Annotated in this window: 20 protein-coding genes; all 20 read right to left on the bottom strand. The window is 70.4% G+C overall.

Annotated elements, in window-relative coordinates; all coding sequences use genetic code 11:
- Positions 1-10: 10 nt before the first annotated feature.
- The 20 genes from ACIBEC_RS05615 to thrB all read right to left on the bottom strand — a co-directional run bounded on the left by ACIBEC_RS05615 (position 11) and on the right by thrB (position 20,815).
- Complete coding sequence (locus ACIBEC_RS05615; protein ID WP_360498633.1) at positions 11-511, bottom strand: DUF2550 domain-containing protein; 501 nt, start codon at positions 509-511, stop codon at positions 11-13.
- Between the two features lie 148 nt (positions 512-659).
- Positions 660-1,043: a F0F1 ATP synthase subunit epsilon gene (locus ACIBEC_RS05620; protein ID WP_360498631.1), complete on the bottom strand. Its 384-nt coding sequence runs from the start codon at positions 1,041-1,043 to the stop codon at positions 660-662.
- 184 nt (positions 1,044-1,227) lie between these two features.
- On the bottom strand, positions 1,228-2,673 hold the full coding sequence (gene atpD, locus ACIBEC_RS05625) for a F0F1 ATP synthase subunit beta (RefSeq protein WP_360498629.1): 1,446 nt from the start codon (positions 2,671-2,673) through the stop codon (positions 1,228-1,230).
- A 2-nt stretch (positions 2,674-2,675) separates the two neighbouring features.
- Positions 2,676-3,590: a F0F1 ATP synthase subunit gamma gene (locus ACIBEC_RS05630; RefSeq protein ID WP_360498627.1), complete on the bottom strand. Its 915-nt coding sequence runs from the start codon at positions 3,588-3,590 to the stop codon at positions 2,676-2,678.
- Between the two features lie 32 nt (positions 3,591-3,622).
- Positions 3,623-5,197, bottom strand: a complete 1,575-nt coding sequence (atpA, locus tag ACIBEC_RS05635; RefSeq protein WP_030235796.1) for a F0F1 ATP synthase subunit alpha — start codon at positions 5,195-5,197, stop codon at positions 3,623-3,625.
- A 156-nt stretch (positions 5,198-5,353) separates the two neighbouring features.
- Positions 5,354-6,169, bottom strand: a complete 816-nt coding sequence (locus tag ACIBEC_RS05640; protein ID WP_360498625.1) for a F0F1 ATP synthase subunit delta — start codon at positions 6,167-6,169, stop codon at positions 5,354-5,356.
- Positions 6,166-6,723 carry a F0F1 ATP synthase subunit B gene (locus ACIBEC_RS05645; protein WP_360498623.1) on the bottom strand — a complete coding sequence of 186 codons (558 nt, stop codon included), beginning with the start codon at positions 6,721-6,723 and terminating at the stop codon, positions 6,166-6,168. The genes ACIBEC_RS05640 and ACIBEC_RS05645 overlap by 4 nt, the downstream gene beginning before the upstream one ends.
- 34 nt (positions 6,724-6,757) lie before the next feature.
- On the bottom strand, positions 6,758-6,994 hold the full coding sequence (atpE, locus tag ACIBEC_RS05650) for an ATP synthase F0 subunit C (RefSeq protein WP_030282059.1): 237 nt from the start codon (positions 6,992-6,994) through the stop codon (positions 6,758-6,760).
- A 90-nt stretch (positions 6,995-7,084) separates the two neighbouring features.
- Complete coding sequence (atpB, locus tag ACIBEC_RS05655; RefSeq protein ID WP_396287744.1) at positions 7,085-8,038, bottom strand: F0F1 ATP synthase subunit A; 954 nt, start codon at positions 8,036-8,038, stop codon at positions 7,085-7,087.
- A 147-nt stretch (positions 8,039-8,185) separates the two neighbouring features.
- A complete protein-coding gene (locus tag ACIBEC_RS05660) occupies positions 8,186-8,629 on the bottom strand; it encodes a hypothetical protein (RefSeq protein ID WP_360498619.1) in 444 nt (147 codons plus the stop codon).
- A 298-nt stretch (positions 8,630-8,927) separates the two neighbouring features.
- Positions 8,928-10,205 (bottom strand): MraY family glycosyltransferase, encoded by a 1,278-nt coding sequence (locus ACIBEC_RS05665; protein ID WP_360498617.1) that lies wholly within the window; start codon positions 10,203-10,205, stop codon positions 8,928-8,930.
- 173 nt (positions 10,206-10,378) lie between these two features.
- Positions 10,379-11,659, bottom strand: a complete 1,281-nt coding sequence (gene glyA, locus ACIBEC_RS05670) for a serine hydroxymethyltransferase (protein WP_360498615.1) — start codon at positions 11,657-11,659, stop codon at positions 10,379-10,381.
- A gap of 283 nt (positions 11,660-11,942) precedes the next feature.
- Positions 11,943-12,584 carry a protein-tyrosine-phosphatase gene (locus ACIBEC_RS05675; RefSeq protein WP_360498809.1) on the bottom strand — a complete coding sequence of 214 codons (642 nt, stop codon included), beginning with the start codon at positions 12,582-12,584 and terminating at the stop codon, positions 11,943-11,945.
- A gap of 32 nt (positions 12,585-12,616) precedes the next feature.
- Positions 12,617-13,264 carry an L-threonylcarbamoyladenylate synthase gene (locus tag ACIBEC_RS05680; protein WP_360498613.1) on the bottom strand — a complete coding sequence of 216 codons (648 nt, stop codon included), beginning with the start codon at positions 13,262-13,264 and terminating at the stop codon, positions 12,617-12,619.
- A 116-nt stretch (positions 13,265-13,380) separates the two neighbouring features.
- Positions 13,381-14,247 carry a peptide chain release factor N(5)-glutamine methyltransferase gene (gene prmC / locus ACIBEC_RS05685; protein ID WP_360498611.1) on the bottom strand — a complete coding sequence of 289 codons (867 nt, stop codon included), beginning with the start codon at positions 14,245-14,247 and terminating at the stop codon, positions 13,381-13,383.
- A gap of 64 nt (positions 14,248-14,311) precedes the next feature.
- Positions 14,312-15,388, bottom strand: a complete 1,077-nt coding sequence (prfA, locus tag ACIBEC_RS05690; protein ID WP_360498609.1) for a peptide chain release factor 1 — start codon at positions 15,386-15,388, stop codon at positions 14,312-14,314.
- Positions 15,389-15,544: 156 nt separating this feature from the next.
- On the bottom strand, positions 15,545-15,766 hold the full coding sequence (gene rpmE / locus ACIBEC_RS05695; RefSeq protein WP_030057539.1) for a 50S ribosomal protein L31: 222 nt from the start codon (positions 15,764-15,766) through the stop codon (positions 15,545-15,547).
- Between the two features lie 137 nt (positions 15,767-15,903).
- On the bottom strand, positions 15,904-17,040 hold the full coding sequence (locus ACIBEC_RS05700) for an LCP family protein (RefSeq protein WP_360498607.1): 1,137 nt from the start codon (positions 17,038-17,040) through the stop codon (positions 15,904-15,906).
- Positions 17,041-17,181: 141 nt separating this feature from the next.
- Complete coding sequence (gene rho, locus ACIBEC_RS05705) at positions 17,182-19,278, bottom strand: transcription termination factor Rho (protein WP_360498605.1); 2,097 nt, start codon at positions 19,276-19,278, stop codon at positions 17,182-17,184.
- Positions 19,279-19,876: 598 nt separating this feature from the next.
- Positions 19,877-20,815 carry a homoserine kinase gene (thrB, locus tag ACIBEC_RS05710; RefSeq protein WP_360498603.1) on the bottom strand — a complete coding sequence of 313 codons (939 nt, stop codon included), beginning with the start codon at positions 20,813-20,815 and terminating at the stop codon, positions 19,877-19,879.
- Between the last annotated feature and the right edge of the window lie 118 nt (positions 20,816-20,933).

Raw genomic sequence — 20,933 nt, forward strand, 5'->3', positions numbered from 1 at the left:
GGCAACGACCCTAGGCGACGTTGACCCTCTGCCCGGGCGGGGCCGCTTCCAGCCAGGCCAGGAAGCCGGTCAGCGCGTCGTCGCTCATCGCCAGCTCCAGCGGCGCCCCGTTGTGCAGACAGCGCAGCACCACCGAGCCGGAGAGCAGTGCCAGTTCCTCCTGGCCCTCCGGGTAGCGCCGGCCGAGGACCTCGATCTCCCGGCGCGGCAGCACCTTGCGCGGACGCGGGGCGTAGGAGAAGACCCGGAACCACTCGATCGAGTCACCGCTGTACCGGCCGATACCAAAAACCCACCCCTTGCCGTCGGTCGGGGGGACCGGGGCGGAGGTGGGTTTGCCGTTCTCGTCGAGGTCGGGCTGCGTCGAGGCGTCGGCGGGCATTTTGAGCCGGTAACTGCAGTCGAACGTACCGCCTACCCGCTGGATCAAGCGGCGGCGGACGGCGAAGGCCATCAGGCCGATCACACCCAGCGCCACGACCGCCGCACACACCACAAGCGCGAGGACCATGCTCACCTACCTCCTCGCTACCCGCGTTCCCCGTAGCGGTCGTATCAAGCGACCGCGCTGACCTACCAACTACGACGACAGTCCCGGGGTCACGCTCGCGCGTCCCCGGGACCGTCGGTCGACCCCGCCAAGCCGGGGTCCGGCACACTCAGGCGTGGACCTTGAGGCCGCGCGCCGCGAACAGACGGACCTCCGCACGCCGCTCGGCGTGCTCGTCCAGGTCCGACTGGGCCTTCTCCAGTGCGCGCTCGGCACGCGCGACGTCGATCTCGTCCGCCAGCTCGGCGATCTCCGCGAGCAGAGACAGCTTGTTGTCGGCGAAGGAGATGAAGCCGCCGTGCACCGCGGCGATCACGGTGCCGCCGTCCACCGTGCGGATGGTGACCGGGCCGGTCTCCAGCACGCTCAGCACCGGGGTGTGACCCGGCATGATGCCGGTGTCACCGGAGGCCGTACGGGCGACGACGATGGTGGCCGCACCGGACCACACCTTGCGGTCGGCTGCGACCAGCTCGACGTGCAGCTCAGCCAACGTGGGCTCCTAGGCTCATGCAACGCCCGATTACTCGGGAGTTTCGGTAAGAATAACGGCCCCGTGCCTCCGGGATGAAACCGGCGGCACGGATTTGACCGGAATCACAGCCGATGCGACGCGAGGGGTGGCTCCCAGGCTCGGGGGCCACCCCTCACGGTCACTCAGCTGCTACCGGCCGCGATTACTTCTTCGCCAGCTCGGCGGCGTTCTTCTCGAGGTCCTCGATGCCACCGCACATGAAGAAGGCCTGCTCCGGGACGGAGTCGTACTTGCCGTCCGCGATCGCGTTGAAGGCCTCGATGGTCTCCGACAGCGGCACGGTCGAACCCTCGACACCGGTGAACTGCTTCGCCACGTAGGTGTTCTGCGAGAGGAAGCGCTCGATGCGACGGGCACGGTGCACCGTGATCTTGTCCTCTTCGGACAGCTCGTCGATACCGAGGATCGCGATGATGTCCTGGAGGTCCTTGTACTTCTGCAGGATCCCCTTGATACGGAGGGCCGTGTCGTAGTGGGTCTGCGCGATGTACCGCGGGTCGAGGATGCGGGACGTGGAGTCCAGCGGGTCGACGGCCGGGTAGATGCCCTTCTCCGAGATCGGACGCGACAGAACCGTCGTCGCGTCCAGGTGGGCGAAGGTGGTGGCCGGCGCCGGGTCGGTCAGGTCGTCCGCGGGGACGTAGATCGCCTGCATCGAGGTGATCGAGTGACCGCGGGTCGAGGTGATGCGCTCCTGCAGGAGGCCCATCTCGTCGGCCAGGTTCGGCTGGTAGCCCACCGCGGAGGGCATACGGCCGAGCAGGGTCGACACCTCGGAACCGGCCTGGGTGAACCGGAAGATGTTGTCGATGAAGAGGAGCACGTCCTGCTTCTCGACGTCACGGAAGTACTCCGCCATGGTCAGCGCGGAGAGCGCGACGCGCAGACGGGTGCCCGGCGGCTCGTCCATCTGGCCGAAGACCAGCGCGGTCTTGTCCAGAACGCCCGAGTCGACCATCTCGTCGATGAGGTCGTTGCCCTCACGGGTGCGCTCGCCGACGCCGGCGAACACCGACACACCACCGAAGTTCTCGGCGACGCGGTAGATCATCTCCTGGATCAGAACGGTCTTGCCGACACCGGCACCACCGAACAGACCGATCTTGCCACCCGTGACGTACGGGGTGAGCAGGTCGATGACCTTGATGCCGGTCTCGAACATCTCGGTCTTGGACTCGAGGTCCTTGAACTCGGGCGCCTTGCGGTGGATCGGCCAGCGGACCTCGACCTGCTGGTCGAACTCCTCCTGGTCGACGTTCAGCACGTCACCGAGGGCGTTGAAGACCTTGCCCTTGGTGATCTGGCCGACGGGCACCGAGATGGCCGAGCCGGTGTCGGTGACCTGCGCGCCACGGACCAGGCCGTCGGTCGGCTGCATCGAGATGCCGCGGACCATGCCGTCGCCGAGGTGCTGGGCAACCTCGAGGGTAAGGATCTTCTTGCCCGAACCGTCGGGGTTCTCCACCTCGACGTGCAGGGCGTTGAACATCTCCGGAATCGCGTCGACGGGGAACTCCACGTCGACGACCGGGCCGATGACCCGCGCGACGCGGCCCGTCGCCGTGGTCGGCTCAACAGTGGTGGTCATACTCATTCGCTCCCGCGGCTAGCGTCGGCCAGCGCGTTGGCGCCACCGACGATCTCGCTGATTTCCTGGGTGATCTCGGCCTGACGGGCCGAGTTGGCAAGCCGCGTGAGCGACTTGATGAGCTCGCCGGCGTTGTCCGTCGCGCTCTTCATCGCGCGACGACGAGCGGCGTGCTCGGAGGCAGCCGACTGCAGCATCGCGTTGTAGATCCGGCTCTCGACGTACCGCGGCAGCAGCGCGTCCAGGACGCCCTCCGCCGACGGCTCGAAGTCGTACAGCGGGAAGATCTCCGACTTGGCCGGCGTCTGGTCGCTGAGCTGGACCTCGTCCAGCTTCAGCGGCAGCAGCCGGGCTTCCACCGCGTTCTGCGTCAGCATCGACACGAACTCGGTCGAGACCAGGTGGAGCTCGTCCACGCCGCCCGTCTCGGCCGTGAAGGCCTCGATCAGGTCGGCGGCCACGGTCTTCGCGTCACCGTAGGTCGGCTTGTCGGAGAATCCCGTCCACGAGCCCGTGATCGCGAGACCGCGGAACGTGTAGTACGAGACGCCCTTGCGGCCGACGATGTACGTCACCACGTCCTTGCCCTCGGCCTTCAGGCGCTCGGTGAGCACCTGGGCGGCCTTGATGGCGTTGGTCGAGTAGCCGCCCGCCAGACCGCGGTCCGCCGTGATCATCAGCACGGCGGCGCGCGAGGCGCTCGGGTTCTCGGTGGTGAGCGGGTGCTTGGCGTTGGACCGGGTGGCCACCGCCGTCACCGCCCGGGTGAGCTCATCGGCGTACGGAGTGGAGGCGGCCACCGCGCGCTGCGCCTTGACGATGCGCGACGCGGAGATCATCTCCATCGCCTTGGTGATCTTCTTCGTCGCGGTGACAGAGCGGATCCGGCGCTTGTAGACCCGAAGCTGTGCTCCCATGGGTCGTTACGTCCTTTCCCTCGCTACCGGACTCAGGCCTGCTCGGAGAGCAGCTTGCCGTCAGCGGTCTGGTAGCCCTGCTTGAACGCGTCGATCGCCGTGGTCAGCGCGTCGACGGTGCCGTCGGCGAGCAGACCGGTCTCGACGATGCCGGCGAGCAGGTCCTTGTGCTGCAGGCGGACGTGGTCCAGGAACTCACGCTCGAAGCGGCGGATCTCGGCGACCGGGACGTCGTCCAGCTTGCCGGTGGTGCCGGCCCAGATGGAGACGACCTGCTCCTCGACCGGGAACGGCTGGTACTGGCCCTGCTTCAGCAGCTCGACCATGCGCGCACCGCGCTCCAGCTGGGCCTTGGAGGCCGCGTCCAGGTCGGAACCGAAGGCGGCGAAGGCCTCCAGCTCGCGGTACTGGGCGAGGTCCAGACGCAGACGGCCGGCGACCGAGCGCATGGCCTTGATCTGGGCGGAGCCACCGACGCGGGAGACCGAGATACCGACGTTCACGGCCGGGCGGATGCCGGCGTTGAACAGGTCGGACTCCAGGAAGCACTGGCCGTCGGTGATGGAGATGACGTTGGTCGGGATGTACGCCGAGACGTCGTTGGCCTTGGTCTCGATGATCGGCAGACCGGTCATCGAGCCGCCGCCCAGGGCGTCGTTCAGCTTGGCGCAGCGCTCCAGCAGGCGGGAGTGCAGGTAGAACACGTCACCCGGGTAGGCCTCGCGGCCCGGCGGGCGGCGCAGCAGCAGGGAGACGGAGCGGTAGGCCTCGGCCTGCTTCGACAGGTCGTCGAAGATGATCAGGACGTGCTTGCCGTCGTACATCCACTCCTGGCCGATGGCCGAACCGGTGTACGGGGCGAGGTACTTGAAGCCGGCCGGGTCGGAGGCGGGAGCAGCCACGATGGTGGTGTACTCCAGCGCGCCGGCCTCCTCCAGGGCGCCGCGGACGGACGCGATGGTGGAGCCCTTCTGGCCCACGGCGACGTAGATGCAGCGGACCTGCTTCTCCGGGTCGCCCGAGCGCCAGTTGTCACGCTGGTTGATGATCGTGTCGACTGCCACCGCGGTCTTGCCGGTCTGGCGGTCACCGATGATCAGCTGACGCTGGCCACGGCCGATCGGGGTCATCGCGTCGATGGCCTTGATGCCGGTCTGCAGCGGCTGCTTGACCGACTTGCGGGCCATGACGCCGGGGGCCTGCAGCTCCAGGGCACGACGGCCGGTGGAGGCGATGTCGCCCAGGCCGTCGATCGGGTTGCCCAGCGGGTCCACGACGCGGCCGAGGTAGCCGTCGCCGACCGGAACCGAGAGGACCTCGCCGGTGCGGCGCACGGTCTGGCCCTCTTCGATGCCGCCGAACTCACCGAGGACGACGACACCGATCTCGCGGGTGTCGAGGTTCAGCGCGAGGCCGAGCGTGCCGTCCTCGAACTTCAGCAGCTCGTTCGCCATGACCGAGGGCAGGCCCTCGACATGCGCGATGCCGTCCGCTGCGTCAGTGACCGTACCGACCTCTTCCACAGAAGCGGCGTCCGGCTGGTACGACTGGACAAAGTCGGCCAGCGCGTCCCGGATCTCCTCCGGACGGATCGTAAGCTCCGCCATCAGGCTTCCCTGCTCTCCTAGTTTGCGATCCTCGGCCCGCCATTGAGGGCCGCAAGTATTCGACTCTCGGCCGGGTCTTTCGAACCGGCCGTACGATGTGCCGGCTCCTTGGGGAGCCGGTTTCCCGACCGAGGGTCGGATGTGCTGCTTCGGTGCTCAGCCTTCGAGCGACTGGCGAGCGCCCTCAAGGCGGCTCGACACGGTGCCGTTGATGATCTCGTCGCCGATCTGCACCCGGACACCGCCGACGACCTCGGGGTCGACGTCGATGTTCAGGTGGACCTGGCGGCCGTACATCCGGCCCAGAGCGCCGGACAGGCGCTCCTTCTGGGTGTCCGACAGCGGCACCGCGGTGGTGACCAGGGCCACCATGCGGTCGCGGCGTGCGGCGGCGAGCTTGGAGTAGGACTCCAGGCCCTGCTCCAGGCTACGGCCACGCGGCGCGTTGACGACGGCGGTGACCAGCCGGACGGTGCCGGCGTTGGCGCGGCCGCCGAGCAGCTTCTTGATCAGCTCGGCCTTCGCGACGGCACCGGCCTTCGGCTCGGTCAGCGCGGCGCGCAGCTCGTGCGAGCCGCTCACCACCCGACCGAAGCGGAACAGCTCGTCCTCGACGTCGTCCAGGGCGCCGGCCCTGTCCGCGGCGATGATCTCGGCGTACGCGGCGAGCTCCTCGGTCGCGTCCACCAGGTCGCGCGAGCCCGACCAGCGGGAGCGGACCAGACCGGAGACCAGGTCGACGGCCTCGCCGGAGACCTGGCCGGTCAGCAGCGAGCTGACCAGCTGGGCCTTGTCCTGGCCCGACCGGGAGGGGTCGGTCAGGACTCGGCGCAGCGACACCTCGCGGTCCAGCACGGCCGTGACGGCGGTGAGCTCCTCGGCGAGCTTGGCCGCGTCCACCGAGGTGGAGTCGGTCAGGCTCTCCAGGTTCCGCCGGCCGGCGACGAGGGCCTCACGGCTGGCGCCGATCACTTGGCCGCGCCCTGAGCAACGGCGGCCTTGGCCTCCAGCTCGTCCAGGAAACGGTCGATGACGCCGCTCTGCCGGGTGTGGTCCTCGAGGGACTCACCCACGATGCGGGACGCCAGCTGGGTGGCCAGCGAGCCCACGTCCTGGCGCAGGGCGGTGGTCGCCTGCTTCTTGTCCGCCTCGATCTGGGCGTGACCGGCCGCGACGATGGCCTCGCGCTGACGCTGGCCCTCCTCGCGCATCTCGGCGAGCTGGGCAGCGCCCTGCTCACGAGCCTGCTCGACGATGCGGGCAGCCTCGTGACGTGCCTCGGCAAGCTCGGCGCGGTACTGCTCGAGCACGACCTGGGCCTCGGCCTGAGCGGCCTCGGCGCGCTCCATGCCGCCCTCGATGGCGTCCCGGCGCTCCGACAGCACCTTCTCGATGCTGGGAAGAAGCTTCTTGCCGAGCAGACCGAAGACGATGAAGAAGCAGAGCAGGCCGATGATGATCTCGGGCCAGTTGGGGAGGAGAGGGTTCATCTTCTCCTCGGCCGCGAGCTGAGCCAACATGCTCATATCTGGACCTTCCTCGAAAGGGTCTGCGGCAGGATTACTTGTTGCCGAAGACGAACGGCATGACGATGCCGATGAGGGCCAGCGCCTCGGTCAGCGCGAAGCCGATGAACATGTTGGAACGGATGAGACCGGCAGCCTCGGGCTGACGGGCCATCGCCTGGACACCGTTGCCGAAGATCAGACCGACGCCGATGCCGGGGCCGATGGCGGCGAGGCCGTAGCCGATGGAGGCGACGGAACCGTAGACAGTGCCCTCAGCGAGGATGCTCATTGACGTTGTCCTTTGCAGGGTGGTGAACCGGTGGTGATTGGCCACCGGGCGATCCGGGAGGTGGTTCTGGGGAGGGGCTGAGCCCCTGGCTCAGTGCGACTCTTCGAGGGCACCGGCGATGTAGCTGCTGGCCAGCATCACGAAGATGTAGGCCTGCAGGAACTGGACCAGCAGCTCGAAGGCGGTCAGCGCGACGGCGACGACGAACGAGGCCGAGCCGTACAGCGCGCCCAGGGTCGGGCTGAGCAGGTACCAGGAGGCGATGGAGAACATCACGATCAGCAGGTGGCCGGCGAACATGTTCGCGAAGGCTCGGACCGCGAGCGTGAACGGGCGCACGAAGATGTTCGAGAAGAACTCGATCGGCACCAGGATGAACATGACCCAGCCGGGGATGCCCGAGGGCCAGCAGAGGTTCTTGAAACCGCCGACGAAGCCGTGCTTCTTGAAGGTCAGCGTCATGTAGGTGACCCACACGACCGCCGCGAGGCCGGCCGGGAACGCGATCGCCGCCGTCACCGGGAACTGTGCGAACGGGATGACCGACATGATGTTCATCAACCAGATGAAGAAGAACATCGAGACCAGCATCGGGACGTACTTCTCGCCCTTTTTGCCGATCGTCTCGAGCACGATGGAGCGCTTGACGAAGTCGTAGCCGATCTCGGCGACCAGCTGCAGCTTGCCGGGGACCAGGCGCGGCTTGGCGAAGGCGGCCCAGAAGAAGACGACCACCAACACTGCGACGATCATCGACAGCAGCATCGGCTTGTTGAAGTAAAAGCTGCCGATGGTGAAGATCGGCTTGAAGTCGAATTCGTTCAGACCCGGGGCCGGGAAGCCGCAGCCAGCGTCCCCGAAGTGGCAACTGCCTGAGGCGAGGGACGACGTGAGTTCAGCACTCACCACGGACTCCTTCGTCGTGACGCATGGATACGGCAACCTCGGTGTGTCGGCGTGGCCTACGGCCACGGAGCGGCACTGGAACTTGATGGGTTTCTCGCCGACCCCGCTCGACGGCGCGCTGCGCGACTGCGGGATCATCGAAGACTGCGCGGGTCCGGGGGGCGATCAGTCCGCTGTCCGGACAGACCAGGCCTCTTCCCGTACTCCGTTGTTGCGACGGACGATAGCAGGCCGTCAGTGCGGCATAAACACCGCCCCCCTCGTTGGGGGGACAGCCGGGCCTCGTCACTGTTGACGTCCGGAGTCGGAGGGCTTGTCGCCCTTCTTTTCCGAGGCGTCGGGGTCGACGTAGAAGGTCTTGGCCTTGAGTGCGCCGCGCACCTGGAAGCCCGTCCAGATCAGCGCGCAGCCGAGCAGGGTGAAGGCGAAGGCCTGCCGGTTGAACAGCGTGGTGTCCTTGAAGACGGCCAGGACGATGCCGACCAGCAGGATCTGCGTGGTGTACACCAGGAGCGCCGCGGCCATCATGATCTGCGGGTTCGACCGGGTCAGCCGGTCGAGCGCGACCTGGCCGAAGCTGAAGAAGGCCATCACGAGCAGAGCGCCGAAGAGGGCGCCGAGCAGGCCCTTCCCGCCGGCGACAGCGAACGAGATCGCCATGGCGATGATCCCGGCGACCGCAGTGGGAATCGCGGCGCCTCGGAGGATCCGGGCGTCGGTGGACGGCATGTCGGCAGCTCCGGCGGCATGTCGATGTGGCGGGGGACGGGCACAGACGGTGGTGAAGTGACACCGACCGAGGCATCGCCGTCGGGCCGCCCGCTGGAACGGCGGGCCCGTCAAGGGAGACCGACAGGGACGGAAGTCATCCACCTGTCAGGACTTTCGGCGTGTTCTCGGTACTCGTGAACGGTATCACAAACTATTTGATGAGAGCTTTACCATGATTGTGTGGCACCTGTCACACCAACGGCTCAGCGAATCCGCCGTATGGGTGAAGCCATTTGACGGATCGCCAACTCCCTTGTCAGTGGCGGCCGCTGGCCGGTCCGTGGTCGGCCCGCTCGGACGAGTCCCGGCTGGCTTCACCCAGAAGTTGCTTGTCCTTCGCCGACAGTTCGGCCATCGGACCCGAGGACTGCCGGCGGTACCGCGGCGGGACGAAGGACTGCACCGCCCGCGGGGCGCGCGGCCGGAACCGCGGAGTGAGCAGCACCACCAGGCCGAGCAGGCAGAGCCCGGCGAGCGTCAGGACCACGGTGCGGCCGGTGTTGCTGACCGAGAAGGCCACCGTGCCGAAGGCGATCAGCGCGGCCCAGAAGTACATGATCAGCACGGCCCGGCTGTGCGAGTGACCGACCTGCAGCAGGCGGTGGTGCAGGTGGCGCTTGTCCGCGGCGAACGGCGACTGGCCGGCCCAGGTGCGACGCACCACCGCGAGCAGCAGGTCGGCCAGCGGCAGCGCGATGACCGTCAGCGGCAGCAGCAGCGGGATGTAGATCGGCACCAACGCGTGCACGGTGGCGGTCTGCGAACCGGTCTCGTTGTTGATCAGGTCGGGGTCGACCCGGCCGGTGATGGAGATCGCGGCGACGGCCAGCATCAGGCCCAGCATCATCGAGCCGGAGTCGCCCATGAAGATCCGCGCGGGGTGCATGTTGTGCGCCAGGAAGCCCAGGCACATGCCGATCAGCAGCACGCTGAACAGCACCGCGGGGGCCGCGTCGGTGATCGCGTAGCCGTACCAGAGCCGGTAGCTGTACAGGAAGAACGCCATCGCGGCGATGCAGACCATGCCGCCGGCCAGGCCGTCCAGACCGTCGATGAAGTTCACCGCGTTGACCATGACGACGACCAGGGTGACCGAGATGACCATGCCCTGGGTCGGGCTCACCGCGACCGCGCCGACACCGGGCACCGGGAGGGTGATGACCGTGACACCCTGCCAGACCATCACACCGGCGGCGATCATCTGGCCGCCGAGCTTCACCAGCGCGTCCACGCCCCACTTGTCGTCGAGCACGCCGAGCAGCCACATGATCCCGGCGCCGGACAGCAGCGCGCGGATGTCGGTGCCCTGGGTGAACACCTTGCTCAGGTTGTCGAGTTGCGAGGCGACGAGGATGCCCGCGCACAGCCCGCCGAACATCGCGATGCCGCCGAGCCGCGGCGTGGGCTCGCGGTGGACGTCACGGGCGCGCACCGGCGGCATGGCGCCGGCCGCGATGGCGAACTTCCGGACCGGGCCGGTCAGCAGGTAGGTGACGGCGGCGGTGCAGAACAGCACCAGCAGATACTCACGCACCACTGGCCTCCTGCATCACTGTCGAACGGGGAAGTACCGAAGGTACTCCCCTGCCTTCCCGGGGTTCGAGGTGCGTCGCCACGGCACCCACCTTATTGAGTCGGACGCCCGGGACGTGCATCGCGGTTCGCTCTCCCGGGTAGGAGATCCGGATGCCCGTGGACGGACCGCCGTCAGGACCGGTCGGCGAACGCCAGCGCGAGCTCCCGGACCCGCACCGCGGCCGGGGCGACGGCTCCCCCGGCGAGCACCCGCGCGATCAGCCCGGCGATCTCGGACAGCTCCGCCCCGCCCATCCCCTGGCTGGTCACGGTGCCCGTCCCCAGCCGGATCCCGGAGGCCTCGGCGGGCGGCGCCTGGTCGAACGGCAGTGCGCACTTGCCGAGCAGCAGCCCGGCGGCCGCGCAGCGCCGCTCGGCCTCCGCGCCGGTCACGCCGAGCGGGCTCACGTCCGCCGTCACCAGATGGGTGTCGGTCCCGCCCGTCAGAGGGCGCGCTCCGGCCTCCGCGAGCCCCTCGGCCAGCACCCGCGCCCCGGACACCGTCCGCTCCGCGTACGCCCGGTAGGCGGGCGTCGAGGCCTCCGCGAGGGCGACCGCCTTGCCGGCCACCTCGTTCATCGCCGCGCCGCCCTGGCTGAACGGGAACACCGCCCGGTCGATCCGCTCGGCCAACTCTGCGGTGCACAGCAGCAGGCCACCGCGCGGACCGCGCAGCAGCTTGTGGGTGGCCGCCGCCGTGACGTCCGCGTACGGAACCGGGGAGGGCGCCACCCCGGCCGCGACCAGACCGGTGGTCTGCGCCGCGGAGGCGATCAGGTAGGCGTCCACCTCGTCGGCGATCTCCCGGAAGGCCGCCCAGTCCGGATGCCGGGGGTAGGAGATCGAGCCCGCCACGATCGCCTTGGGGCGGTGCAGCCGGGCCAGTTCGCGCACCTGGTCGAGGTCGATCAGCCCGTCGCTCTCGCGCACGCCGTAGCCGGTGAAGGCGAACCAGCGGCCGGAGAAGTTGGCGCGCGAGCCGCAGCTGAGGTGACCGCCGTGCTCCAGCGACATCGCGAGCACCCCGTCACCGGGCTTCAGCAGCGCCGCGTACGCCGCCAGCATCGCCGAAGTCACCGACCGGGGCTGGACGTTGGCGTGCGGGGCGGCGAACAGCTCGCGGGCCCGGTCGATCGCCAGCAGCTCGGCGGCGTCCGCCAGCGTGCAGCCGGTGTGGTGCCGGCGCCCCGGGTAGCCCTCGGCGTACTTGTCGATCAGCGGGCCGGTGAGGGCCGCCAGGACGGCCGGGGTGGTGAGGTTCTCCCCCGCCAGCAGCTGGATCGTCTCGGCGCGCCGCTCGGCCTCCGCGGCCAGCAGGTCGGCCAGCTGCGGATCCGCCCGGTGCAGGGCCTCGGACGCCCACGGGCGCCCCCTCGTCGCGGTCGAACCGGTCGCGGCATCGGTGACGGTCATGGCGGGGCTCCCGGGCGCTGCGGGTGGGGGCACCTCCCAGCCGGAGGCTGGGGGCCGGTCAGACCAGCGTAGGACGGCCGCCGCCGCCCGGCCCGTCGGGACGCGGCCGTTCGGGCCCTCTGTATTGCCGCCAGTCCTCTGTAGGCCGCTCGGCTCGCCTCCGGGCCGCTCCTGACCCGGAGGCGACGGTCGGCGGGCACTGCGCCACCTCCTTCGTCGGCGGCTTGGCCATTCTCCCTTTCGGCACCGGCGCGGCCCTTCGGCTCGCTCGCGGGGCGGGGCGTCAGCGCGGCGCGGACACGCCGGTGAGCGCGGTGACCACCGGGTCGACCGCGTGGAATATCTCCTCGCCGCAGTTGCGGAACATGCCGATCGGCGCCCCGTACGGGTCGTCCACCTCGTCCGACTCCGGGGTGGCCGCCAGCAGCCAGCCGCGAAGCGCGGCGGCCGCCCGGACCAGCGCGCGGGCCCGCTCGGTGACGTCGGCACCGCGCCGGGGGTCGGGCAGCGTGCCCGGGTCGATCGTCCGCACCAGGCGGGTGAACTCCTTCAGCGTGAAGGTGCGCAGCCCCGCCTCGTGGCCCATCGAGATCACCTGGGCGCGGTGGTCCAGGGTCGCGGTGAGCACCAGGTCGGCCTCCACCACGTGCTCGTCCAGCAGCTCACGGCCGGTGAAGCCGCCACTGTCGGCGCCGTACTCGTCGAGCACGGTCGCCGCGTGGTCCTCCATCGGCGCACCCTCGTGGCCCCAGGTACCGGCGCTCTCCACCAGGATCCGCCCGGCCACCCGGGGGCTCAGCCGGGTGTCCAGCTCACGCCGGGTGAGCCGCTCGGCGATCGGCGAGCGGCAGATGTTCCCCGTGCAGACGAACAGGATCCGGAAGTGGTCCAGCGGCCTGGGGCCCACGCTCAGGTACGGCGCTATGCCGGGCCCGGCATGGAGCGAGGCGGTGGGCGTCAACTGCCGGCCTCCAGGTCGGGGACGACCTCCCTCAGCTGCTCGACGCTGATCGCGCCGGCCCGCAGCAGAACCGGGACCTTGCCGGTGACGTCGACGATGGACGAGGCGGCGGAGTGGTCGGCCGACCCGCCGTCCAGGTAGACCGAGACGGCGTCGCCGAGCTGCGCCTGCGCCTCGTCACAGGTCAGCGGGGACTCCCCGCCGATCCGGTTGGCGCTGGAGACGGCCATCGGGCCGGTCACGTTCAGCAGCTCGATGGCGACCGGGTGCAGCGGCATCCGGACCGCGACGGTGCCGCGGGTCTCGCCGAGGTCCCAGCGCAGCGAGGGCTGGTGCCGGGCGACCAGGGTGAGCCCGCCCGGCCAGAAGGCGTCGACCAGTTCCCACGCCTGCTCGGAGAAGTCGGTGACCAGGCCGTGCAGCGTCGTCGGCGAGCCGACCAGCACCGGCGACGGCGTGTTGCGGCCGCGGCCCCTGGTGGTCATCAGCTCGCCGACGGCCTCCGGGGAGAAGGCGTCCGCACCGACCCCGTACAGGGTGTCGGTGGGCAGCACGACGAGTTCGCCGCGGCGGACGGCCGAAGCGGCCTCGCGCAGACCGGTGGCGCGGTCCCCGGCATCGGCACAGTCGTAGCGGCGGCTCATCGGTGCGGTCCCCTTCCGAAGTGGCTCATGGCGGTTACAAGGCGGCCTTGCGAGCGGTCGTACGGCGCTTGATGTTCACGACCCGACCCTCCGGGCGGTCGTACGGCGCTTGACGTTCACGACCCGACCCTCCGGGCGGTCGTGAAGCGCGGCCGGTTGTTCAGGTCGCGGTGGTCGGCGGTGTCCGTCCAGCCGCGTTCCTCGTTGAAGATCCACGGCACCTGGCCGCCCTGCTGGTCGGCGTGCTCGATCACCACCGCGCCGCCCGGGCGCAGCAGCCGCGCGGCCACCCGCTCGATGCCGCGGATGGTGTCCAGGCCGTCCTCGCCGGAGAACAGCGACATCTGCGGGTCGTGGTCGCGGGCCTCCGGCGCGACGTACTCCCACTCGGTGAGCGGGATGTACGGCGGGTTGGAGATGACCAGGTCGAAGCGGCCGTCCCAGGAGTGGTCGCCCTCGAAGGCCCGGGTGGCGTCCCCGGCGTGCAGGGTGACCCGGGCGCGGTCCGGGCTGGACTCGATGTTGCGCCGGGTGTACTCCAGCGCTCCCTCGTCCAGTTCGAAGGCGTGCACGGTCGAGCGCGGCAGTTCCTGGGCCAGGGCGAGGGCGATCGCGCCGGAGCCGGAGCACAGGTCCACCACCAGCGGCTCGGCCACGTCCATGTCGCGCACCGCGTCTATGGCCCACTCGACGACCGTCTCGGTCTCCGGCCGGGGCACGAACACGCCGGGGCCGACCGCCAGTTCGAGGTAGCGGAAGAACGCCCGCCCGGTGATGTGCTGGAGCGGCTCGCGCGCCTCGCGGCGCGAGACGGCCTCCCAGTAGCGGGCGTCGAAGTCGGCGTCCTTCACCGTGTGCAGCTGGCTGCGCTTGACGTGGTGGACGTAGGCGGCGAGCTCCTCCGCGTCGAAGCGCGGCGACGGCACGCCGGCCGCGGCCAACCGCTGGGTGGCCTGGGCCACCTCGGCGAGCAGCAGGTTCATCCGTACGACCTCATGTTTTCTGCGCTCCGGCTTCGGACTGCGCGTGGGCTGGGGCGCGCCGGTCTCAGTTCTCTTGGGCCGCGGCGAGCTTGGCCGCCGCGTCCTTGTCCACGCAGGACTGGATCACCGCGTTCAGGTCACCGTCCAGGACCTGGTCCAGGTTGTACGACTTGAACCCCGTGCGGTGGTCCGAGATGCGGTTCTCGGGGTAGTTGTACGTCCGGATCCGCTCGGAGCGGTCCACCGTGCGGACCTGGCTGCGGCGCGCGTCCGAGGCCTCGCGCTCGGCCTCCTCCTGCGCGGCGGCCAGCAGCCGCGAACGCAGGATGCGCATCGCCTGCTCCTTGTTCTGCAGCTGGCTCTTCTCGTTCTGGCAGGACGCCACGATACCGGTCGGCAGGTGGGTGATCCGGACCGCGGAGTCAGTGGTGTTGACCGACTGGCCGCCGGGGCCGGAGGAGCGGTAGACGTCGATCCGCAGGTCGTTGGCGAGGATCTCGACCTCGACCTCCTCCGCCTCGGGGGTGACCAGCACGCCCGCCGCGGAGGTGTGGATGCGGCCCTGGGACTCGGTGGCGGGGACGCGCTGCACGCGGTGCACGCCGCCCTCGTACTTCAGCCGCGCCCAGACGCCCTGGCCGGGCTCGGTGCTGCCCTTGGTCTTCACGGCCACCGAGACGTCCTTGTAGCCGCCGAGGTCGGACTCGTTGGAGTCGATGAGCTCGGTCTTCCAGCCGACCCGCTCCGCGTAGCGCAGGTACATCCGGAGCAGGTCACCGGCGAACAGCGCGGACTCCTCGCCGCCCTCGCCCGCCTTGATCTCCAGGATGACGTCCTTGTCGTCGCTCGGGTCGCGCGGCACCAGCAGGACCCGCAGCTCCTCGGTGAGCTCGTCGCGGCGCGCCTCGGAGTCCTTCACCTCGGAGATGAACTCCGGGTCCTCGGCAGCGAGTTCGCGCGCAGCCTCGATGTCCTCGCCGGCCTGCCGCCACTGCCGGTAGACGCGGGTGATCGGGGTCAGCTCGGCGTACCGCTTGGCCAGCTTGCGGGCGTTGTTCTGGTCGGCGTGGACGGACGGGTCGGCCAGCCTCGTCTCGAGGTCGGCGTGCTCGACGAGGAGCTCTTCGACTGCCTCGAACATGGGGTGGCCTTCTTCCCGGGGGCTCGGATCGGGTGGAGATCTGCTGGGGAGATCTGCTGGGGAGGGGGGAACGTGCGGGGGGACGCGAACGGCGCCGGCCCCCTGCGCCCCCGACAACGAAGTACGGGGGCGCCGGGAACCGGCGCCGAGGGAGCGCTAGGCCTTCGCGCTGTGCTGCTTGCCGAAGCGGGCCTCGAAGCGGGCCACGCGGCCACCGGTGTCGAGGATCTTCTGCTTGCCGGTGTAGAACGGGTGGCACTGCGAGCAGACCTCGGCGCGGATCTCGCCACTGGTCTCGGTCGAGCGGGTGGTGAACTCGGCACCGCAGGTGCAGGTCACACGGGTGACCACGTACTCGGGGTGAACGTTGGGCTTCAAGGGGTTCTCCTAGGTTTCGGGAGGGCACCGGGTCGGCGGCTGGAGCGCCGCACGTGAACCGGGACCGACGGACCAGTCTGCCAGGACCGGCCGCATCTTCCCAAACCGGGTCGCGTTCCGGGATATTCCGGGCCCGCTCAGCGCGCGGTGGTGGCCTTGGCGCCGGCCTTCGCGGTCTGCTTCCCCGCGGTCCGCGCGGGGGCCGACGCAGTGGCCGTGGGGGCCGCCTGGGCGGGGTTCTCCGGCTGCGCGGAGACGACCTCCGGGGGGAACTCCCGGTCGGCCTTGAGTGCCGCCCAGACCTGGTCGGCCTGCGGCTGCTGCTCGACCACCCGGTTCGGGTCGCCGGGGGCGGTCTCCACCGGCAGGGTGACCATGCCGAGCTGGTCCGGCCCGATCCCCTTGAGCTCCTGGACGAGCCCCACCAGGGAGTTCACCGAGCCGAGCGCGGAGTCGGTGGTGATGCTCTTGGTCACGGTGTCCCCGAGGGACCACAGCTTGACCGGGTTGGTGAACAGGTCGGCCCCGCCGGCCTGCTGGAGCAGCGACTTCACCATCTGCTTCTGCAGCTCGATCCGGCCGAGGTCGCTGCCGTCGCCGACGCCGTGCCGGGTACGGACGAAGGCCAGTGCCTGCTTTCCGTCCAGGTGGTGCTGCCCGGGCGGCAGGTCGAGCCCGCTGTCCTTGTCGTGGATGGCCACCGTGGTGGTCACGGTGGCCCCGCCTATCGCGTCCACGACCCGGGCGAAGCCGGCGAAGTCGATCTGCAGGTAGTGGTCCATCCGCAGCCCGGTGAGCTGCTCGGTGGTCTTGACGGCGCAGGCCGCGCCGCCGCTCTCGAAGGCGCTGTTGTACATCGCGCGCTTCACGCCGGGGACGGTCCTGCCGTTGGCGTCGGTGCAGTCGGGGCGGGCGACCAGGGTGTCGCGCGGTATCGAGACGATCTGCGCGCGCGAGTGGTCCTGGTTGACGTGCACCACCATCGCGGTGTCCGAGCGGGCGGTGTCGCCGGTGTTGCCGCCGGCCAGGTCGCCGTTCTCGCCGTTCCGCGAGTCGGAGCCCAGCACCAGGATGTTGAAGGAGCCGTCGGTGGCGGCCGGCGGGCGGGCGCCGCCGAGGCGGCCGTCGATGTCGACGCTCTTGATGTTGTCGTTGAGCTTCACGTACGCGTAGACGGCCGCTCCGGTGCCGAGGACGACGAGCGCGACGAACGCGCATGCGGCCGTCCGCAGGACCTTGCGGCGGCGACTCGGGATCCTCTTGTGCTCGGCCATACGGTCCAGAGTAAATCGGACAACATGATCCAAAGACCCCCAAGTTGTCCCAACTCTGGAACAACCCGGCGGTGGACGCACGGAACCCCGGACCGCTCGCGCGATCCGGGGTTCCGTGCTTCGACAGCCGTCCGGCTACGGTCAGTCGCCCGAGCCCGGGGTGGTCTTGGCGATCTGCATCAGGAACTCGGCGTTGCTCTTGGTCTGCTTCATCTTGTCCAGGAGCAGCTCGATCGCCTGCTGCGAGTCGAGCGCGTGCAGCACCCGGCGCAGCTTCCAGACGATGGCCAACTCCTCGCTGCCGAGCAGGATCTCCTCCTTGCGGGTGCTGGAGGCGTCCACGTCGACGGCCGGGAAGATGCGCTTGTCCGAGAGCTTCCGGTCGAGCTTGAGCTCCATGTTGCCGGTGCCCTTGAACTCCTCGAAGATCACCTCGTCCATGCGCGAACCGGTCTCGACCAGCGCGGTGGCCAGGATGGTCAGCGAGCCGCCGTTCTCGATGTTGCGCGCGGCACCGAAGAACTTCTTCGGCGGGTAGAGCGCGGTCGAGTCGACACCACCGGACAGGATGCGGCCGGAGGCCGGCGCCGCCAGGTTGTAGGCACGGCCCAGGCGGGTGATCGAGTCCAGCAGGATGACCACGTCGTGGCCCAGCTCCACCAGGCGCTTGGCGCGCTCGATGGCCAGCTCGGCGACGGTGGTGTGGTCCTCCGCCGGGCGGTCGAAGGTCGAGGAGATGACCTCGCCCTTCACCGACCGCTGCATGTCGGTGACCTCTTCCGGACGCTCGTCGACCAGGACGACCATCAGGTGGCACTCGGGGTTGTTGTGGGTGATCGCGTTGGCGACCGCCTGCAGCACCATCGTCTTGCCGGTCTTCGGCGGCGCGACGATCAGACCGCGCTGGCCCTTGCCGATCGGCGACACGAGGTCGATGATCCGGGTGGTCAGCACGCCCGGGTCGGTCTCCAGGCGCAGCCGCTCCTGCGGGTAGAGCGGGGTGAGCTTGTTGAACTCGGGGCGGCCCCGGCCGCTCTCCGGGTCCATGCCGTTGACGGAGTCCAGCCGCACCATGGCGTTGAACTTCTCGCGGCGCTCGCCGTCGCGCGGCTGGCGCACCGCACCGGTGATGGCGTCACCCTTGCGCAGGCCGTTCTTGCGGACCTGGGCGAGCGAGACGTAGACGTCGTTCTGGCCCGGCAGGTAGCCGGAGGTGCGCACGAACGCGTAGTTGTCGAGGATGTCGAGGATGCCCGCGACCGGGATCAGGACGTCGTCCTCGCCGATCTGCGTCTCGACGGGGCCGGCCTCGAAGCCGTCGCGGCCACGACGGCCCCGGCGGTCGCGGTAACGGCCGCGACGGCCGCGACGGCCCTCGCCGAACTCGTCGTCGTCGTAGCCGCCCTGCTGGACCTGCGGCTGCTGGGCCGGCTGGGCCTGGCGGCCCTGCGGCTGGTCGCCCTGGCCACCGCCCTGCGGCTGGCCCTGCTGGGGCTGGCGGTCGGTGCGCTCGCGGCGGTTGCGGCGGTCGCGACGCGACTCGCGCGAGTCGCCGTCCTGGGCCTCGCCGCCCTCCTGGCGGTCGGCGCGCTCCGTGCGCTCGCCGGTGTCGCGGCGGTCACGGCGCTCACGGCGGTCGCGGCGGCTCTCGCGGCCGTCCTCACGGCCCTCGAAGCCGCGGGTCTCGGCCGGGCGGGCCTCGGCCTGCTTCGGCTCGGCGACCGCGACGGTGGCGGCCTCGGCCGAAGCCTCGCCGGCCGGGGCGGTGGGCGCGCCGGCGGCCGAGGTGGCACGGCGGCGGGTGCGCTCGGTACGGGCCGGCGCGGCGGTCTCGGCGGCGGCCTGGACCGGGATCTCGATCTGGGCCGCCTCGGCGGCGGCCGGGGTCTCGGCCTCCGCCGCCTTGGCGGCGGCCTTGGTGCGGCGGGCGGGCTTCTCGGCCGGGGCCTCGGCGTCCGCCTTGGCGGCGGTGCGCTTGGCGGCCGGGGCGCCACCGGCGGCGAGCAGCGGGTCCCCGCCGCTCTTCTCCTTGATGGTCTCGATCAGCTGGCTCTTGCGCATGCGTCCGGTACCGGTGATGCCAAGGTCCGCGGCGAGCTTCTGCAGCTCGGCCAGGACCATGCCGTCCAGGCCCGCGGCGGCGCTGCGGCGGCGCCGTGCCGGGGCGGCGGGGGCGGCGGCTGCGTCCGACGCGTCGGCGTCCGGGCGCGCGCCCATCAGATCGGTGGAGTCGCTCACTAAGGGTCCTTCCCTGGAGCGGACGTCGGCCTGTCTGGCTCGGCGACCGGTTGTGCTGTCCTGACCAACGCTCGACTGCGTCGGTCCGAGGCGGTGATCCCTCGAACGGCGGGAGCCTGTCGAGGGAGGGCTGCGAGGTGCGGTGCGTGAAGCACGGTGGTGCTGAGTGGCGCGTGGGCCGGTCGTGTGTCGACCTCCCCTGAGGGCGTAACCCCACGCTGCCTGCGAATCCCGGGCCCCCGTCGCGTGACGGTGGCCCGCGCTCCGCCCGTCCTGGCCTCGAGGTGGGAGGCCGCGGGTGGGAGTCAGGTGCCGTCACGGCTTCGGGATGCGGCCGCATGTCGCGCAGGCAGGCTGCGTACGCGCTGCGGTGGGCTCCCGGAGAATCGTCGCCCCGTGCATCGCCGCGACTCCACGGCAGTGGAGTGCTGGGATCGGGACGCGGCGCACCGAGCCCCGGAGGGCACCTGGTGCAGCAATGAGGTTAACACTACCGACCCCCTCAGACATTCCCCAGCCTGGTGCTTGCCAATCGTGTCCGGCGGGCCCGGCTCGGCGCGGGGCCGGTGCCGGGCCCGGGCGGGCACGTCCGTGCTGCTCAGGCGTCCAGTGGGAGCACGACGGCCCCGGTCCGGTCGACGTCCAGCCGGTGCGCGGCGAACGCCGGATCGCCGCCGTGGCCGTGGTGCCCGGCGAAGGCGAGCACCTTGTCGGCGTTCGCCTCGTCGGTGAGCGCCAGGACGGTCGGGCCGGCCCCGGAGATGACCGCGGGGACACCCTCCGCACGCAGTACGCCGACCAGTGCGGCACTGTCCGGCATGGCGGAGGCGCGGTAGTCCTGGTGCAGGCGGTCCTCGGTGGCGGCGAGGAGCAGTTCAGGGCGCCTGGTCAGCGCCTCCACCAGCAGCGCGGAGCGGCCGGCGTTGACCGCGGCGTCGGCCAGCGGGACGGTCTTCGGCAGCAGGCCGCGGGCGGTCTCGGTGAGCACCTCGCCGGCCGGGACGAACACCACCGGGACGACCTGCGCGACGGGCTCCAGGGCGACCGCCTTGGCGGACTCCTCGTCGGTCCAGGCGATGGTGAAGTTGCCGCGCAGGCAGGCCGCGACGTTGTCCGGGTGGCCCTCCAGCTCGGAGGCGAGGGCCAGCAGCGCGTCGTCGTCCAGCGCGGACGGGCCCCCGATGGTGACCGCGCGGGCGGCCACGATGCCGGCGCAGATGGCGGCGGAGGAGGAGCCGAGACCCCGGCCGTGCGGTATCCGGTTGGCACAGACCACTTCGAGGCCGCGCGGCTGGCCGCCGAGCCGGTCGAAGGCGGCGCGCATCGAGCGGACCAGCAGGTGGCGCTCGTCGCGCGGCAGCGTCTCGGCGCCCTCGCCGGCGATGTCGACGGAGAGACCGGAATCGGCGACCCGGACGACCACGTCGTCGTACAGACCCAGGGCGAGTCCGAAGGCGTCGAAGCCCGGGCCGAGGTTGGCGCTGGTCGCGGGAACCCTGACCCGGACGGCGGCGGCACGGAACGCAGGACCGGCCATGCGGTGGACTCTCCTGGGGAAATCGGGCGGCGCGGAGCGCGTCGTCGTATACGAGGGTGGGGGAAAGGGCCGCAGGCCCCTCGGGGCGGGCGGTCACAGTCGTCGGCGCGGCCCGGAC

It is taken from the genome of Kitasatospora sp. NPDC051164 (assembly GCF_044455625.1).
GTDB lineage: Bacteria > Actinomycetota > Actinomycetes > Streptomycetales > Streptomycetaceae > Kitasatospora.

Coding starts and splice junctions, on each gene's coding strand:
- ACIBEC_RS05615 (WP_360498633.1), bottom strand. CDS start 511: ATGGTCCTCGCGCTTGTGGTGTGTGCGGCGGTCGTGGCGCTGGGTGTG.
- atpD (WP_360498629.1), bottom strand. CDS start 2,673: ATGACCACCACTGTTGAGCCGACCACGGCGACGGGCCGCGTCGCGCGG.
- ACIBEC_RS05630 (WP_360498627.1), bottom strand. CDS start 3,590: ATGGGAGCACAGCTTCGGGTCTACAAGCGCCGGATCCGCTCTGTCACC.
- atpA (WP_030235796.1), bottom strand. CDS start 5,197: ATGGCGGAGCTTACGATCCGTCCGGAGGAGATCCGGGACGCGCTGGCC.
- ACIBEC_RS05645 (WP_360498623.1), bottom strand. CDS start 6,723: ATGAGCATGTTGGCTCAGCTCGCGGCCGAGGAGAAGATGAACCCTCTC.
- atpE (WP_030282059.1), bottom strand. CDS start 6,994: ATGAGCATCCTCGCTGAGGGCACTGTCTACGGTTCCGTCGCCTCCATC.
- atpB (WP_396287744.1), bottom strand. CDS start 8,038: ATGATCCCGCAGTCGCGCAGCGCGCCGTCGAGCGGGGTCGGCGAGAAA.
- ACIBEC_RS05660 (WP_360498619.1), bottom strand. CDS start 8,629: ATGCCGTCCACCGACGCCCGGATCCTCCGAGGCGCCGCGATTCCCACT.
- glyA (WP_360498615.1), bottom strand. CDS start 11,659: ATGACCGTCACCGATGCCGCGACCGGTTCGACCGCGACGAGGGGGCGC.
- ACIBEC_RS05680 (WP_360498613.1), bottom strand. CDS start 13,264: ATGAGCCGCCGCTACGACTGTGCCGATGCCGGGGACCGCGCCACCGGT.
- prmC (WP_360498611.1), bottom strand. CDS start 14,247: ATGAACCTGCTGCTCGCCGAGGTGGCCCAGGCCACCCAGCGGTTGGCC.
- prfA (WP_360498609.1), bottom strand. CDS start 15,388: ATGTTCGAGGCAGTCGAAGAGCTCCTCGTCGAGCACGCCGACCTCGAG.
- ACIBEC_RS05700 (WP_360498607.1), bottom strand. CDS start 17,040: ATGGCCGAGCACAAGAGGATCCCGAGTCGCCGCCGCAAGGTCCTGCGG.
- thrB (WP_360498603.1), bottom strand. CDS start 20,815: ATGGCCGGTCCTGCGTTCCGTGCCGCCGCCGTCCGGGTCAGGGTTCCC.